The organism is Amycolatopsis sp. cg5 (genome assembly GCF_041346955.1).
GTDB lineage: Bacteria > Actinomycetota > Actinomycetes > Mycobacteriales > Pseudonocardiaceae > Amycolatopsis.
In genome coordinates this window covers 6,272,936-6,288,300 of sequence record NZ_CP166849.1, presented here as the reverse complement: position 1 = coordinate 6,288,300, position 15,365 = coordinate 6,272,936, and the positions used below count along the sequence as shown (strand labels likewise).

At 68.3% G+C, this 15,365-nt stretch carries 16 protein-coding genes; 11 read left to right on the top strand and 5 right to left on the bottom strand.

The features are described from left to right. Positions 1 to 131: 131 nt before the first annotated feature. Complete coding sequence (locus tag AB5J62_RS27930; protein ID WP_370942896.1) at positions 132 to 911, bottom strand: crotonase/enoyl-CoA hydratase family protein; 780 nt, start codon at positions 909 to 911, stop codon at positions 132 to 134. A 131-nt stretch (positions 912 to 1,042) separates the two neighbouring features. Here AB5J62_RS27930 and AB5J62_RS27925 point away from each other — a divergent pair, with 131 nt between their 5' ends. The 5 genes from AB5J62_RS27925 to AB5J62_RS27905 all read left to right on the top strand — a co-directional run bounded on the left by AB5J62_RS27925 (position 1,043) and on the right by AB5J62_RS27905 (position 3,773). Next, the gene (locus AB5J62_RS27925; protein WP_176968764.1) at positions 1,043 to 1,210 is read left to right on the top strand and encodes a hypothetical protein; all 168 of its coding nucleotides are present in this window, start codon (positions 1,043 to 1,045) and stop codon (positions 1,208 to 1,210) included. 338 nt (positions 1,211 to 1,548) lie between these two features. Beyond that, positions 1,549 to 2,031, top strand: coding sequence for a transcriptional regulator (locus AB5J62_RS27920; RefSeq protein WP_091292036.1), 483 nt, complete (start codon positions 1,549 to 1,551; stop codon positions 2,029 to 2,031). A 121-nt stretch (positions 2,032 to 2,152) separates the two neighbouring features. Next, positions 2,153 to 2,995 (top strand): murein transglycosylase, encoded by an 843-nt coding sequence (locus AB5J62_RS27915; RefSeq protein ID WP_370942895.1) that lies wholly within the window; start codon positions 2,153 to 2,155, stop codon positions 2,993 to 2,995. A 71-nt stretch (positions 2,996 to 3,066) separates the two neighbouring features. Beyond that, complete coding sequence (locus AB5J62_RS27910; protein WP_370942894.1) at positions 3,067 to 3,435, top strand: hypothetical protein; 369 nt, start codon at positions 3,067 to 3,069, stop codon at positions 3,433 to 3,435. Next, complete coding sequence (locus tag AB5J62_RS27905) at positions 3,432 to 3,773, top strand: DUF3817 domain-containing protein (RefSeq protein WP_370942893.1); 342 nt, start codon at positions 3,432 to 3,434, stop codon at positions 3,771 to 3,773. The genes AB5J62_RS27910 and AB5J62_RS27905 overlap by 4 nt, the downstream gene beginning before the upstream one ends. Here the strand turns inward: AB5J62_RS27905 and AB5J62_RS27900 are convergent. Then, positions 3,751 to 5,169: an MFS transporter gene (locus AB5J62_RS27900; RefSeq protein WP_370942892.1), complete on the bottom strand. Its 1,419-nt coding sequence runs from the start codon at positions 5,167 to 5,169 to the stop codon at positions 3,751 to 3,753. The two genes, AB5J62_RS27905 and AB5J62_RS27900, sit on opposite strands and share 23 nt — an antisense overlap. Positions 5,170 to 5,318: 149 nt before the next feature. On the opposite strand from AB5J62_RS27900, the gene AB5J62_RS27895 reads away from it, so the two are divergent. Then, positions 5,319 to 5,903, top strand: coding sequence for a TetR/AcrR family transcriptional regulator (locus tag AB5J62_RS27895; RefSeq protein ID WP_370942891.1), 585 nt, complete (start codon positions 5,319 to 5,321; stop codon positions 5,901 to 5,903). A 69-nt stretch (positions 5,904 to 5,972) separates the two neighbouring features. Here AB5J62_RS27895 and AB5J62_RS27890 read toward each other — a convergent pair whose 3' ends face one another. Continuing rightward, complete coding sequence (locus tag AB5J62_RS27890; protein WP_370942890.1) at positions 5,973 to 7,571, bottom strand: cation acetate symporter; 1,599 nt, start codon at positions 7,569 to 7,571, stop codon at positions 5,973 to 5,975. Continuing rightward, complete coding sequence (locus tag AB5J62_RS27885) at positions 7,568 to 7,996, bottom strand: DUF485 domain-containing protein (RefSeq protein WP_370942889.1); 429 nt, start codon at positions 7,994 to 7,996, stop codon at positions 7,568 to 7,570. The genes AB5J62_RS27890 and AB5J62_RS27885 overlap by 4 nt, the downstream gene beginning before the upstream one ends. Before the next feature lie 1,046 nt (positions 7,997 to 9,042). Between AB5J62_RS27885 and AB5J62_RS27880 the strand changes: the two genes are divergently transcribed. The 5 genes from AB5J62_RS27880 to AB5J62_RS27860 all read left to right on the top strand — a co-directional run bounded on the left by AB5J62_RS27880 (position 9,043) and on the right by AB5J62_RS27860 (position 14,657). Beyond that, positions 9,043 to 12,261 (top strand): nitrate- and nitrite sensing domain-containing protein, encoded by a 3,219-nt coding sequence (locus AB5J62_RS27880; RefSeq protein ID WP_370942888.1) that lies wholly within the window; start codon positions 9,043 to 9,045, stop codon positions 12,259 to 12,261. Further along, on the top strand, positions 12,258 to 12,710 hold the full coding sequence (locus tag AB5J62_RS27875; RefSeq protein WP_091292047.1) for a roadblock/LC7 domain-containing protein: 453 nt from the start codon (positions 12,258 to 12,260) through the stop codon (positions 12,708 to 12,710). Before AB5J62_RS27880 ends, AB5J62_RS27875 begins: the two co-directional genes overlap by 4 nt. Positions 12,711 to 12,717: 7 nt before the next feature. After that, positions 12,718 to 13,374 (top strand): DUF742 domain-containing protein, encoded by a 657-nt coding sequence (locus AB5J62_RS27870; protein WP_370942887.1) that lies wholly within the window; start codon positions 12,718 to 12,720, stop codon positions 13,372 to 13,374. Positions 13,375 to 13,402: 28 nt separating this feature from the next. After that, a complete protein-coding gene (locus AB5J62_RS27865) occupies positions 13,403 to 13,969 on the top strand; it encodes an ATP/GTP-binding protein (protein WP_370942886.1) in 567 nt (188 codons plus the stop codon). A 103-nt stretch (positions 13,970 to 14,072) separates the two neighbouring features. Then, positions 14,073 to 14,657, top strand: coding sequence for a nitroreductase family protein (locus AB5J62_RS27860; RefSeq protein ID WP_370942885.1), 585 nt, complete (start codon positions 14,073 to 14,075; stop codon positions 14,655 to 14,657). A 137-nt stretch (positions 14,658 to 14,794) separates the two neighbouring features. Here AB5J62_RS27860 and AB5J62_RS27855 read toward each other — a convergent pair whose 3' ends face one another. Beyond that, positions 14,795 to 15,259, bottom strand: a complete 465-nt coding sequence (locus tag AB5J62_RS27855) for a GatB/YqeY domain-containing protein (RefSeq protein ID WP_370942884.1) — start codon at positions 15,257 to 15,259, stop codon at positions 14,795 to 14,797. Positions 15,260 to 15,365 lie beyond the last annotated feature (106 nt).

Here is a 15,365-nt window from a genome sequence, read left to right as displayed (position 1 = left end):
AGGCCTGACGGAGTTGCTTTGGGGACACCTGACGGCCCAAAAGCAACTCCGTCGGCCCAGGCTCGCCGGCTCCTCGACCACGCCACCTCGGACCTACCGCTCAATAACCGCCCGCAACGCTCACGAGTCCTTCACGCTTGGTCGAAGGAGCCGTGCCGGCCGGCGCCGGAGGCGAAGCGGCCCGCGCCGTCGACGGCCTCGGCCGCGAGCCCGCTTGAGCCGAGCGCGATCTGGAACTCCGTCCGCAGGGCTTCGTCGCCGGGCAGGCCGTGCTGCGCGAGCACCGAAGCGCGGTCGCCGCGCATGCACGCCTGCGGGAAAGCGGCGAGCTGCCGGGCCAGTTCTTGGGCGCTGGTAAGGGATTCACCGACCGGGACGACGCGGTTGGCCAAGCCCATGGCGAGTGCTTCGGCCGCGTCGACCGGCCTGCCGGTGAGGATCATGTCCATCGCGCGGGACTGGCCGATCAGCCTCGGGAGGCGGACGGTGCCGCCGTCGATGAGCGGGACGCCCCAGCGGCGGCAGAACACGCCGAACACGGCCGACTCGTCCGCGACGCGCAGGTCGCACCACAGCGCCAGTTCCAGGCCGCCGGCGACCGCGTGGCCGTGCACGGCGGCGATGACCGGCTTGGACAGGGTCATCCGGGTCGGGCCCATCGGGCCGTCGCCTTCGGGGTCGAGGCGGTTGGACCGTTCGGTGCCGATGCCCTTCAGATCGGCGCCGGCGCAGAAGCCGTCACCCACTCCTCCGAGTACTGCGACAGAAGCGTCGCTGTCCGCGTCGAAGGCGCGGAACGCGTCGGCGAGCGCCCGCGCGGTCGGCCCGTCGACGGCGTTGCGGACCTCAGGCCTGTTGAGCAGCACCGTTGTCACCGGCCCGTCCCGCTCAACGAGAACCAAATCGTTCATGAATGATCCTTAAGCGTGTCTTCGTGCCGGGGGTCCCGTAATTCTTCTAGAGTAGACACGACAGTGATGGCCACATAGAGTCATCGGTACGACACCGCAGTGTGATCGGTGAGACGTGATCGGATGGAGCTATGTCGCCCCAAATCAAGAAGATCCTGGTCGTCGGTGTTGTCGCGCTCGTGCTCTTCTTCTTGATCACCAGGCCGCATGAGTCCGCCGACGCCGTGCACAACGTGCTCGGCTGGCTGCGCAGTGGAGCCGAAGCCGTCGTCACTTTCGTGAAGGACCTGTTCGCCTGACCCCAAGCAAGTATCGACCGGCACCGCGTGGCGATGCCGGTCGTAACGCTGTGCGCCCGATTTTACCGTCACCTAGCGTTACGGATTGCGAGATTGGCTGTCCACACTCGACCATCCGGGTGGATTGAGGCCGATAAGCCGCTGGTAGACGAATTCGTAGCTTGGAAAGTCTGGCGGAGTAGACCTGCTCAGCCCTACGGTGCTCACATTGCGTGATCAGCTGATGCCGTCCACGGGGAGGCCGTGGATCTCGGCGCCAGGCGCGATGTTCAACAGCAAGATCGTTGTGGCTTGTTCAGTCATGAACTTCGTCAGTCGGGGCGATGAAGGAGGCAGGGATGACCGGAGATCCCGGAGTGGATGCGTTGATCCGGCAGTGGGCGGCCGAGCGCGAGCAGACCGCCGAGGAGCAAGAGGTGGACCGCATCGCGTCCGCTTGGCTTGCCGATGTTCCCCGCCCCGCACCCGGTATTCCGGGCCAGCGTGAACGCACCGGGTCCGCCCGGTGGGCACAGGTGGACAACGCCGATCCCGGCTACCTGGAGGCCATGCGCAAGCGGCTTCCCGGCGTGCCGGACGAACTCCTCACGGCCGCCGCCGGTTGGTGGCAGATGGTCGGTGGGGTTTCCGAAGCCGAGCTGTGGTGGGACGCGGGCATCAGCCCGCTCGACCAGCGCGCGCTCGACTACCGCGCGGCCGGGCTCAGCCCGTCGGACCTGAGCCGCAGGCTCGGCCCGATGACCGTGCTCCAGCACCTTCGCCGCGGCAGCGCGCCGGCTTGGTGCGTGGCGCGTCTCGCGCGACAGCAGAAGTCCGCATAGCGGGAGACCCTCACACGGCCGGGTGGAACCGGCGCGGCGACGACGGTGGAACAGCCCGCGTAACGCTAACCTGCGCGGGCTCGTTAACACACCAACGCCGTCACGCTGGAGGAACTGGTCCGTGCGCACGACCCCGCAAACAGGTTCGAAGCAGGGCACGGCCGTTCTGATCAGGCTCGGCGTGATCGCCGTCGTGCTGGCGGTCGCGGGCGGCGGTGTCTGGCTCGTCGCGAAGGCGAGTGACCCGGTCGCCAGCCCCACCACCACCGACATCCCGGCACTGCAGGTCGCGGCCGCGCAGGTCGAGCCGGGTTCGGTCGCCCCCGTCAACGCCACCTTGGGCGGCGGCGCGACGCAAGAGACCTCCCCTCAGCAGACGCAGGGCAAGAACCTGCTCGCCGAATGGGCGAACAAGGCCGCCCCGCTGGTCGGCGTGCCCGCCAGGGCGCTCATCGCGTACGGCAACGCGGAACTCGCCCAGCGCGCCGCGCAGCCCGGCTGCAAGATCTCGTGGGCCACGCTCGCCGGGATCGGGCGCATCGAGTCCAACCACGGCCAGTACGGCGGCGCGGTGCTCGGCGCCGACGGCAGGCCCAGCAAGCCCATCATCGGCGTCCCGCTCGACGGCTCCGCGGGCGTCAAGGCCATCGGTGACACCGACGGCGGCCGTCTCGACGGTGACCCGGTGACCGACCGCGCCGTCGGCCCGATGCAGTTCATCCCCGGCACGTGGGCCAAGTGGAACTCCGACGGCAACCGCGACGGCGTCGGCGACCCGCAGCAGATCGACGACGCCGCCTACGCCGCGGCCCGCTACCTGTGCGCGAACGGCCGTGACATGTCCAGCGCGGGCGGCTGGTGGCAGGGCATCCTGTCCTACAACAACTCCGACGAGTACGCGAAGAAGGTCTTCGGCCTCGCCGACGGCTACGCGAAAGCCGCCCAGAACGTGAAGGTGTCGTGAGGATTCCTGACAGGGACACTCACGACCACTGAGCCGTAGCTCACTCCGGGGCGAGTGCTAGCGTCGTGACCGTGCCAGTCAGTTCGGTCACCGGTCGCCGCCTCGCCATCGTCGGGGTGTCTTTGCTGAGCCTGGTGCTCTGCTGCGGGCTCGCCTGGTGGCAGTGGGAGCGGTTCTCCTCCGCGAACGGCACCTTCCAGAACCTCGGCTATGTGCTGCAGTGGCCGCTGTTCGGGTTGTTCCCGGCCTTCATGTTCTACCGGATCCGCAAGCTGCGTATCCGAGCCGAAGAGCAACCGGAGGAAGCGGCGCCGGCCCCGCGGCCGCGGAAACCGGCGCCCGCCCCCGTGGCGGGCGAGGACGACGAGCTCGCCGCCTACAACCGTTACCTCGCCGAGCTGAACGCTCGCGATCACGAGAGGTCCCCGGACAAGCCATGACCACCCGCACTGACGACGCCACCCCGCTCGCCTCGCTGGCCGGACCGCTGACCCGGTTCCGCGGCGCCGCCTACGTGACCGGTGTCGGCCTGCTCGGGCTGTGCTTCGTGATGGTGCTCCGGTACGTCTTCGACAACCCGGAGCCGTCGGCGATCTACTCGCCGATCCACGGCGTGCTGTACATGATCTACCTGGCGCTCACCATCGACCTGGCGATCAAGGCACGCTGGTCGATCAAGGGCACCGTGCTCGTGCTGCTGGCGGGCTGTGTCCCGTTCGTGTCGTTCCTCGTCGAACGCCGGGTCACCTCCCGCGTCAAGGCCGGTCAGAAGCTCTGAACGTCAGCGCCACCACGAAGGTGCAGGCGGCGATCAGCGCGGACGCGATGAACGCCGTGGTCATGCCGGTGACCAGGATCGTTTCCGGGCCACCCGAGATGCCACGCGTGCTCTCCCCGAACACGGTCACGAGGATCGCGAGCCCTAGCGTCGCGCCGCCCTGCTGAAGGGTCTGCAGCACGCCGCCCGCCGCGCCCGCGTCTTCGGCCGGGACGGTGCCCATGATCAGGATGTTCAGCGGCGAGAACGCGAATCCCGCGCCGAAGCCCATCAGGATCATCGGGGCGAGCATGCCCGTCGCGTAGTGGCTTTCCGGCGTGAGCTGGGTCAGCCAGGTCAATCCGACGACCATCGCCGCCGACCCGGCCGCCGCCATCTTCTTCGGGCCGAGTTTCGGCAGCAGGCGTGACACGAACCTGGTCACGGTGAACAGCACGGCCGCCATCGGGAGGAAGGCGAAACCGGTGGCCAGCGCGCTGAAGTGGCTGACGTCCTGCAGGAACTGGGTCAGGAAGAAGAACATCGACATCATCGCCATCGGCCCGAAGAAGAAGTTCGCGTAGGCGGAGGCGCGGTTGCGGTCGGCGAACAGGCGCAGCGGCATCAGCGGCTGGCTTGCCCGGCGTTCGATGGTCAGGAACGTCGCGATCAACGTGAGGCCGACGGCAAGCGCCACGATCGTGACCGCGTCACCCCAGCCTTCCTGCGCGGCGCGGATGAAGCCGTAGACCAGCGAGGCGACACCCGCGGTGCCGGTGACCGCGCCAGGCAGGTCGAGATGGGCCCGCTTGCGTTCCGGCTCCGGCACGAACCTCGGTGCCAGCAGCGCGATCGCGGCGCCGAACGGCACGTTGATGAACAGCACCGCCCGCCAGGTGAACCACTGCGTCAGCAGGCCGCCGAGGATCAGGCCGATGGCGAAACCACCGCTGGACATGGCGGAGAACAACGCCAGCGCCCGCATCCGGGCCTTGGGCTCGGTGAACGTGGTGGCGATCAGGGCGAGTGTGCTCGGGCCGGCCATCGCGGCGCCGACGCCCTGCAGGACACGGGCGACGATCAGCAGCTCGGCCGACGTGGCGAGGCCGCCCGCCAGCGACGCGACGGTGAACACGCTGGTGCCGATGACGAACATGCGGCGCCTGCCGAACAGGTCGCCCGCCCGGCCGCCGAGCAGCAGGAAGCCGCCGAAGACGAGGCTGTAGGCGTTCATCACCCAGGACAGGCCGGTGCGCGAGAAGCCGAGTTCCGACTGGATCGGCGGGAGCGCCACGTTCATCACCGTGGCGTCGAGGATCAGCATGAGCTGGCAGGTCAGGACGATCGCCAGGATGAGTGCGGGGCGTCGCCGGGTCTCCGGCGGCGCGGGGCGTGACAACAGGGACTGCTCGGTCAAGGAATACTCCCCAGTACTCACTGTGGTGCTCTGCGTACTCAAGTGGAGAAGGTCTCCGCTTTGTTCATGAGAGCATATGGAGAGTGTCTCCACTTACGCAAGTGAATTCGGAGAGTTTCTCCGGTTATCCTGGACGAGGAGGTGTTCCCATGACGGCAACCGATCCAGCCCGTCCCATGCGCGCGGACGCGCGCCGGAACTACGACGCGGTCATGGCGGCCGCCAAGCAGGCCTTCGCCGAGCACGGCCCCGAAGCCCCGCTGGACGACATCGCCAAACGCGCGGGCGTCGGCGCGGGCACGCTGTACCGGCACTTCCCGACCAGGACCGCGCTCATCGAGGCGGTCTACCGCGGCGAGATCACCGAGCTGAGCGAGCGGGCGCACCAGCTGCTCGAGGAGCTTCCGCCGTTCGACGCGCTCGTGGCCTGGACGGCCGAGCACGTCACGTACGTGCTCAGCAGGCAGGGGCTCGCCGCGAGTCTCAAGGCGTCGATCGACGCGAACTCCGACACCTTCCAGCTCTGCCGGACCAATCTGTACGGCGCGGCGGGCGCGCTGGTCGAAGCCGCGCAGCGCTCAGGCGACATCCGCACCGACATCACCGGTGTCGACGTGCTCCGCCTCGCGCACGGCGTCGGCGTCGCGGGCCAGCACGCACCGGCAGGCGACGGCGAGCGCCTGATGGCGATCGTCGTCGACGGACTGCGCGTCAAGCCTGAGAACCCGGGATAAAGCGGGCTTTACTCCCGGGGATAAAGCCCGCTAAACATCGGGGAGTAAAGCCCGCTTTATCCCGGGTTCTCAGGAGCCGATGCCGGTGAGGGAGCGGACTTCCATCTCGGCGTGCTTGGCCGCGTCGGCCTTCGGGCCGAGCAGGGTGCCGACGTAGCCGCACAGGAACGAGAACGGGATCGAGACCAGGCCCGGGTTCTTGAGCGGGAACCAGTGGAAGTCGACCGACTGGATGATCGAGTCCGGCGTTCCCGAGACCACCGGCGAGAAGAACACCAGCACCAGGCACGCGATCAAGCCGCCGTAGATGCCGCACAGCGTGCCTGTCGTGTTGAACCGCTTCCAGAACAACGAATACAGCAGCGTCGACAGGTTCGCCGAAGCGGCGACCGCGAACGCCAGCGCCACCAGGAACGCGATGTTCTGTCCACTCGCGAGGATGCCGCCCGCGATCGCCAGCACGCCGACCACGACCGCGGTGATGCGCGCGATCTTCACCTCCGCCGCGGCTTCCGCCTTGCCGTGCTTGAAGATGTTGGCGTAGACGTCGTGCGCGAAGGACGCCGACGCGGTGATCGTCAGGCCGGCGACCACCGCGAGGATCGTCGCGAAGGCGACCGCCGAGATGACGCCGAGCAGCAGCGTGCCGCCGATGTGCAGGGCGAGCAGCGGCGCGGCGGAGTTCTCGCCGCCGGGCGCCGCCTTGATCTCGTCGGGGCCGACGATCGCCGCCGCGCCGAAGCCGATCACGAGCGTGCACAGATAGAACAGGAACATGCACGCCGTCGCCCAGACGACCGAGCGGCGCGCCTCCTTGGAGTTCGGCACCGTGTAGAAGCGCATCAGCACGTGGGGCAGCGCCGCCGCGCCGAGCACCAGTGCCAGCGCGAGCGACACGAAGTCCAATTTGGTCGTTCCGTTGGCGCCGTACTGGCCGCCGGGCTGGAGCAGTTTTTCACCGAGCGGGCTCTTCTCCGCGGCGGCCGCGAGCAGGTTCGAGAAGCTGAAGCCGAACTTGCCGAACAGGAAGACCGTGATCAGCGTGCCGGACAGCAGCAGGATGCTGGCCTTGATGATCTGCACCCACGTGGTGCCCTTCATGCCGCCGACCAGCACGTACAGCACCATGATGATGCCGACCACCGCGATCACCAGCGCCTGGCCGAGTCGCGAGTGGATGTTCAGCAGCAGCGCGACCAGGCCGCCGGCGCCCGCCATCTGCGCGAGCATGTAGAAGAAGGAGATGACGAGCGTCGACGTCGCCGCCGCCGCGCGGACCGGGCGCTGCTTCATCCGGAACGCGAGCACGTCGCCCATGGTGAACTTGCCGGTGTTGCGCAGCAGTTCCGCGATCAGGAGCAGGTCGACGAGCCAGGCGACCAGGAAGCCGATCGAGTAGAGGAAGCCGTCGTAGCCGTGGATCGCGATGGCGCCCGCGATGCCGAGGAACGAGGCGGCGGACAGGAAGTCGCCGGAGAGCGCGATCCCGTTCTGCCTGCCGGAGAAGACGCTGCCCGCCGCGTAGTAGTCGGCGGTGGTCGAGTTGCGGGTGCTCGCGCGGTAGACCACGTAGAGCGTGATCGCGACGAACAGGGCGAACACCACGGTGTTGACGATCGGGTTGCCGCTCGAGGTGTCCGTGGCCGCGAGTGTCGCCTGCGGTGTCACTGTGCTCCCTCCGCCCGTGCGCGGACCTCGTCCACCCGCGGGTCGATCCGGCGGTTCGCGAACTTGACGTAGACGGCCGTGATCACCGCGGTGCTGGCGAACTGGCCCAGGCCCAGCACGATAGCCATGTTGACCTCGCCGACGACTTTCAGGCTCATGAACTCGTGCGCGTAGGCCGCCAGCAGCACGTAGGTGAGGTACCAGCCGAAGAACGCCAGGCTCATCGGGAACACGAACCGGCGCAGCCGCGAGCGGAGCGAGACGAACTCGGCGCTCTCCCTGATCTCGGCGAAGTCGGGGCCGGTGGTCTCCGGCTCCGGCGCGAGGCTGCCGCGCACGAACATCGGGGGCAGCTGCCGCGGCGGGGACATCGGGCGCCGTCGCGCCGAAGGGATGATGGCGGGGGAGTGCGCGATGTCTTGCATGAGTGGGCCTCCGGCAAAGGTACGCGTCCATGTGGGTGACGCCGGCACCCCGCATTCGTGTGCGCCGCGTTGCCTGATGGGCGTTCGGAGCGCACATCGTAACTACGCGCGAGAATGGGGGAAGACGTCGGACCTGGGGTCGAGCCACGGTATTCGTTTTCCGGTCCGAAAGTCGCGCGAGTAACACCGTTTTCTCGATAACGGTCTAATCACTCGAATTGGTGACACCACTCGTGACGCGCTGTTGCTAAAAGGGTGCCGATTGGACGAACTCGCACTTGGTGTGTTGTTGGCGACCTGCCAGTCATCACTGTTGGTAGTTTCCGGTATTGACTCGTTGTGTTCGATCACCCGTTGCCCGCGACCAGGCGAGGCTGTCCTACCTTTGGTGGGCGACCCCAGCCCGTTAACCCGAACTCGTGAGAAACCCCCATGTGGATGGGGCTGTTTCGGTGCGATCTTGGCAATGCCACATCATCGGGCACACATTTGGGGTTGACCCCACGATCGAGTGCACGCTCGGTGCACCTTCCGGGCGCTCTGGCTACTCTGCGTGGGCTAATCGGGTGACATGGCCGTCGAGAAAATCAGTGCGGGTGGTCACTGAAAAGCATCACGGCCACGTGCGGTGACGGAAAGTGTTTGCCGCGACCTTCTGTTTAGTGTCATTTGCGCTGGTCATACACCGTGTCGCGAGTGGAATTGACTCGTCACCGTTTGGTGTACGATTCTTTCGCCAAGCCGACAGCTGTGATCGAAAGGCGCGGAAAACCTGATCTCCATGAGGGTGCAGATCGCATGATGCGAATCCGGCGCCTGCCGGGGGATCACAGATGTTTCGTCGGCGGAACTTGACTTACGCGGCCTCACGACGTGGGCTGCTGGACGCGGATCGGCAGGGATGATCGGATGCGGTTGGCGAACACCGCGAGCGGCCGAACCGGATCGACGACGCCGGACAGGGAGTCACATAGGTGACCGTTGCAGGAGAAGGCCAAGTGCCTGTGGGGAAGCTGCTGGGCCAGCAGCCACGCAAACCACGGAAGATGGCTGACTGGCGTGCGGTGCTGCGCTGGCGGGACTGGAGCCTGCCGGTCAAACTCTCCGCCGTCACGCTGGTCCCGATTTTGATCGCGCTGGTGCTCGGTGTCACCACGATCGCCAACCAGGTCGGCAGGTCCGACAGCTATCAGCGTATCGACAGGCTGGTGGCGTTGAACTCCGCCATCCGGACGCTGACCGACGGCCTGCAGCGCGAGCGCACGCAGACCGCGGCCGTGCTGACCGACGGCATCGGCGTTTCGCCGGACCTCACCGCCACCCGTGGTGAGGTCGACCGCCTGGTCGTGCCGTTCACCCTCGCCGCGGGCAAGGCGGCCACGCTCGACCCCGGCATCGGCGGCATCAAGAACGAGGCGGGCATCCAGGTCGCCAGGCTGGCCGACATCCGCGAGCAGGGCGGCGCCGGCAAGCTGTCGCCGGTCCAGTCGATCGGCGAGTACAGCCTGATCATCGGCTCGCTGCTCAACCTCGACACCGCGCTGACCGCCAGGATCAGCGACGACGCCATCGGCGGCACGCCGAGCGCGCAGCACGACCTGCAGGTCGCCAAGGAACAGGTCTCGCTCATCCAGGGCCTGGTCGACTACGGCATCGCGCGCGGCACGCTCGCCCCGATCGAGCTCAACCAGGTCCGCTCCGCGCAGGTGCGGTTCACCGACAACGTCGACGACTTCCGCGCCGCCGCCTCCCAGGAGCAGCGCCAGGACTACGACAGCACGGTGGCGAGCGGCGGCTCCGACACCCGCGACACGCTGATCAAGACCGCGCTCGGCGAGTCGGGCGTGCCGCCGGAGCAGGCCTTCCGCAAGATCCCGGCGCAGTCGTGGAACGAAAGTTCCTCGGCCATAGTCACCAGGCTGGGCGAGGTCTCCCAGCGGCTCGGCGACCAGACGGCCGCCGCCTCGGCCGACCTCGTCGAACGCTCCAGCAGCGGTGCCGGGCTGCTCGCCGTCCTCCTCTTCGGCGCGCTCGTGCTCGCCGCTGCGGTCGTCTTCGTGATCACCCGCCAGCTGTTGCGCACGCTGAAGATCCTGCGCAACAGCGCGCTCGACGTCGCGAACACGAAGCTGCCGGACGCGGTGCGCAACATCCAGGAGGGCAGGCCGCAGAACACCGAGGTCGAGCCGGTGCCGGTCACCGCGAACGACGAGATCGGCGAGGTCGCCAGGGCCTTCGACGCGGTGCACCACCAGGCCATCCACCTCGCCGCCGAGCAGGCCGCGATGCGCACCGGCTACAGCAGCGTGTTCGTCAACCTGTCCCGCCGCAGCCAGAGCCTCGTGCAGCGCCAGCTGCAGCTGATCGAGCGGCTCGAGCGGGACGAGGAGGACGCCGACCAGCTCGCGACGCTGTTCCAGCTCGACCACCTCGCGACGCGGATGCGCCGCAACAACGAGAACCTGATGGTGCTGTCCGGCTCCGAGTCGACGCGCCGGTCCGGTCAGCCGGTCACCACGACCGACATCGTGCGCGGCGCCGTCTCGGAGATCGAGCAGTACCAGCGGGTCGTCGTGCAGCCGCCGCCGACCGCGAAGATCGTCGGCTACGCGGCGGGCGACCTGACCCGGCTGATCGCCGAGCTGCTGGACAACGCGACCGCGTTCTCCGCGCCGGAGACCAAGGTGACCGTCGCGGTGCGGATCGCCGACGACCGCTCGCTCTCGATCGACATCCTCGACAAGGGCATCGGCATGAACGAGGCCGAGGTCGCCGAGGCCAACTCGCGGCTGACCGAGGCCGCCTCGGTCGACCTCGCCACCTCGCGCCGGATGGGCCTGTTCGTGGTCGGACGGCTGGCCAGCCGTCACCGCGTCGGCGTCTCGCTGCACGGCGGCAAGGACATCGTCGGTGTCCGCGCGACCGTCACCGTGCCGCCCGAGCTGGTGATGACCCCGTACAGCGAGCAGCTCACCGGCCCGATCCCGGCGCACCAGGACCACCCGCAGCGGCCGTCGCTGCCCCAGCCGAGCGCGCTGCCCAGGCGGCAGCGTCCGGCCAAGGGCACCCGGCCGTCGCCGTCGCTGCCCGACGCGGGCTGGCCGTCCGCCGAGGACGTCGCCGCGCTGAACGAGCGGCCGCCGTCCGACATGGAGATCTCGGGCACCGCGTTGTTCAGCCCGATCTCGAAGGACGACGACCAGCCGAGTCCGCTGGTGCCGCCGCAGCGGCCCGCCGAACCGCCGAAGCCGCCTAAGGCCGCCGAACCCGAGCCGGAGACGGTCTCGGAAAGCGGGCAGCTGCCCAGCGGCAAGGAACTGTTCGTCGCCAACGGCACCGCGCTCGGCGAGTGGTGGAGCCAGTCGGCGAAGCAGGCCGAGCCCGCGGCGCAGCCGAAGCAGGCGAAGCCGGGCACGTCCGAGACGACGCCGATCTTCGACGAGATGCTCTCGGCCTGGTTCCGCGAGCCCAAGCCGCCTCAAGCGGAGAAGCAGGCCGAGGGCGAGACGCCCAAGGAGAAGACCAACTGGGACCTCGCCAGCGACGAGAACTGGCGCAAGGTGCAGGCCGTCACGCAGGCGGCGCCGTCGACGTTCACCGACGCCGGTCTCCCGCGCCGCCAGCGCGGCGAGAAGCTCATGCCGGGCAGCGCGGAGCATCCCGAGAAGCCCGCCGCGGCCGCCAAGAGCGCGGACCTGCCGGTCCGCGACGCCGCGGACGTGCGTGGCAGGCTGTCGAGCTTCCAGCAGGGCGTGAGCCGGGGCCGCAAGCAGACGTCAGGGGTGGCGAAGCCCGTCGAGGCTTCAGTGACCAAGGAAGCCGAGGAGACGCCCAAGCCGGCGCCAAAGACTCCGAAGGCTCCTGAAGCGCCGAAGCAGGAGAAGGCGGCGCTGCCGCCGTTGCCGCAGCGGCAGGCCAAGCCGGTGCCCGCCGCCGTCCAGCCCGCCGCCCCCGAGGACGCCTCGGAACTGACCGCGACGGCGGAGTGGGCGTTCGGCTCCGACGACGGCTGGCGGACCGTGCAGGCGGTGTCACAGAGCGCACCGTCTACCTTCACCCCTGCGGGCCTGCCGAGGCGGCGGCGCGGGGAGCAGCTGCTCCCCGGCAGCGCCACCGCGTCGGCGACGCCCGCCGGTCCCAGACGAGAACGTGACGCACAGGATGTGCGCGGACGGCTGAGCAGTTTCCAGCAGGGCATCCGGCGCGGACGCCACCGGACAGCTCATCCGGCCGAAGCCAACCCAGAAAACCTGGAGGGTGAATGACCTCGCCGAACGCGGCACAGCCTCAGCAGAACCAGTTCGGATGGCTGGTCAATGACTTCGCCGAGCGCGTGCCCGGTGTGGCGCACGCGGTCGTCGTCTCCGCGGACGGCCTGCTGCTGACCTCGTCGAACCGGCTCCCGCTCGACAGGGCCGACCAGCTCGCCGCCGTCGCGTCGGGCATCGTCAGCCTCACCCAGGGCGCCGCGCGCTGCTTCGAAGCGGGCGCGGTCAACGAGACGGTCGTCGAGATGGAACTCGGCATCATGGTGCTGATGTCGATCAGCGACGGCTCCTGTCTCGCCGTGCTCGCGGCCCCGAACTGCGACATCGGCCAGGTGGCCTACGAGATGACGATGCTGGTCGATCGGGTCGGGCAGATCCTCACCCCGGAATTGCGTGCGCAACTCCAGGGCGCGGGAGGCTCACTCATCGGCGAACCGGTGGGATGATGCCGCGATGAGCACGGGATCCGGAAACCCAGAGGGGCCTGTTGGTGACGACGGCACTTTCGCCGACGTCCTCAACGGCTTCACGCTGGACTCCGGCCGTGGTCGTCGGAAGCAGCGAAGGAAGGACAAGGACTCCGGCCAGCAGGGGTCATCGCAGGAACCGACCGACCAAGGAGACCGCGTGACCTCAGTAGTCTCGCCGCCGGACCCGGGCGGGCTCTTCGACCCGGCTCCCCAGGAGTACGCCGACTACGCGAGCTATGCCGAATACCCCGCTTCGGCGCAGGACGATCTCCTCCATCCGGCCGAAGAGACGGCGATCGTCCGGCCGTACGCTTTGACGGGTGGCCGCACCAAGGCGAACTACGCGTTGGAGCTGGAGACCCTGGTCTCCGCTAAGGAAGAAGTCGCGGTCGGGGTCTTCTCCGACGCGGCGATGCAGCAGATCGAGAACCTCTCGATCATGGAAGAGTGCCGGACCCCGCGTTCGGTCGCCGAGATCGCGGCGGCCATGCGCGTACCGCTGGGCGTGGCGCGAGTGCTGATCAGCGACGCGGCGGACGCGGGACTGGTCACCGTGCACAAGACGCTCTCCGGCAATGACGGCGCCGAAGCACACTTGGTGTTGATGGAAAGGGTTTTGAGTGGACTCCGTCGGCTTTAAGGCACCGCGGGAAACCGCGCCGCCGACCATGACATCGGCGAAGATCGTCGTGGCGGGCGGCTTCGGTGCGGGCAAGACGACCTTCGTCGGCTCTGTGTCGGAGATCGTCCCGCTCACCACCGAGGCGATGATGACGGACGCGAGTACCGGCATCGACAACCTCGACGCCACCCCGAAGAAGTCGACCACCACGGTCGCCATGGACTTCGGCCGCGTCTCGCTCGACGCCGACCTGATCCTGTACCTGTTCGGCACCCCAGGCCAGCAGCGTTTCTGGTTCATGTGGGACGACCTGGTCCGCGGCGCCATCGGCGCGGTGGTACTCGCCGACACCCGGCGCCTGGCCGACTCGTTCGCCCCGGTCGACTTCTTCGAGGACCGCGGCCTCCCGTACATCGTCGGCGTGAACTGCTTCGACGGGATACTCCAGCACGACATCAACGACGTGCGCGAGGCACTCTCGATCGACCCGAGCATCCCGATCGTCCGCTGCGACGCCCGCGACCGCGAGTCGACCAAGCAGACGCTGATCACCCTCGTCGAATACGCGATGCGGCAGTGGATCGCGCTCCGCGCGGCCAACGCCTCCCGCTGACCCCCGGCACGCATGGGTCGTGAGCGTTGCGGGCGGTTCTAACCGCCCGCAACGCTCACGACCTGCGCTACGGTCGAGTGAATATTCGGCTTAGGGGGTCTTCGTGGAGTTCCAGGATGTGGTGCGCCGACGTCGGATGGTGCGCGAGTTCACCGACGAGCCCGTCTCGGAGGAAAGCCTCCAGCGCATACTGCGCAACGCCTTGCGCGGACCGTCCGCCGGGTTCTCGCAAGGACAGGGCTTTCTTGTCCTGCAGGGCGATGAGCTGAAGCGCTTCTGGGAGTACGGCGCGGCTTGGACGATCGAAACCGTCAAGACTGCGCCAGTCGTGATCATCCCGCTGTCGGTCAAGAACGTTTACCTCGACCGCTACGCCCGCGAGGACAAAGGCTGGACCGACCGCGACGAATCCCGCTGGCCGGTGCCGTTCTGGGACATCGACACAGGCATGGCGACGCTGCTGATCCTGCAGACCGTGGTCGACGAAGGCCTCGGCGCGGTCTATACCGGCATCGGGCCCGAGGCCGTGGCCAAGCTGCGCGAGGACTTCGGCGTGCCGGAAGACCACGAGCCGATCGGCATGGTCGCACTAGGCCACGGAGCCGAGACCGAGGCATCGCCCGGCTCCTCGGCGCGCTCGGTCGCGCGCCGCAACTTCGACGACGTGGTCCGCTTCGGCCGCTGGTAAGGGATCGCGCTCGCCGCGAACGCCTCGTTCGCAACGTTGTGCGTTGTGAACGCCTCGTTCGCAACGTTCAAGGCCAGCCGGGGTCGTGAGTGGTATGGCCGGTTCTAACCGGCGAAAACACTCACGACGCCCGGAGGTCAGCCGAGCAGGAGGCGCTTGACCTCGGCGGCGACGCGTGAGCCGTCGGCGCGGTCGCCCACCTTGGGCTTGACGATCTTCATGACCGCGCCCATCGCCTTGCCGCCCTCGGCTCCGGAGGCCTTGGCCTCGGCGACCGCGTCGGCGACGATCGTGGTCAGCTCCTCGTCCGAGAGCTGGGCCGGGAGGTAGGCGGTGAGCACCTCGGCCTCGGCCAGCTCGCGGGCGGCGGACTCGGTGCGGCCGCCCTTCTCGAAGGCGGTCGAGGCCTCGCGGCGCTTCTTCACCTCGCGGGCGATCACCTTGAGGACGTCGTCGTCGGAGAGGACGCGGGGCTCGGTGCCCGCCGTCTCCTGGTAGGTGATCGCCGACAGGGTGAGCCTGAGCGTGGCGGACCGGAGCTCGTCGCGTGCCTTGATGGCGGTCGTGAGGTCTTCGTGCAGCTGGGCCTTGAGCGTGGTCATGGCGGCAATCTTGGCACTCGCGTCCCCGGTGTGCTCGCCAATTAGCACCGGGACGCGCCGAACGGGGGCCGGAGTGACGTGGCCCACAATTGCGTGCCCGTGTTCC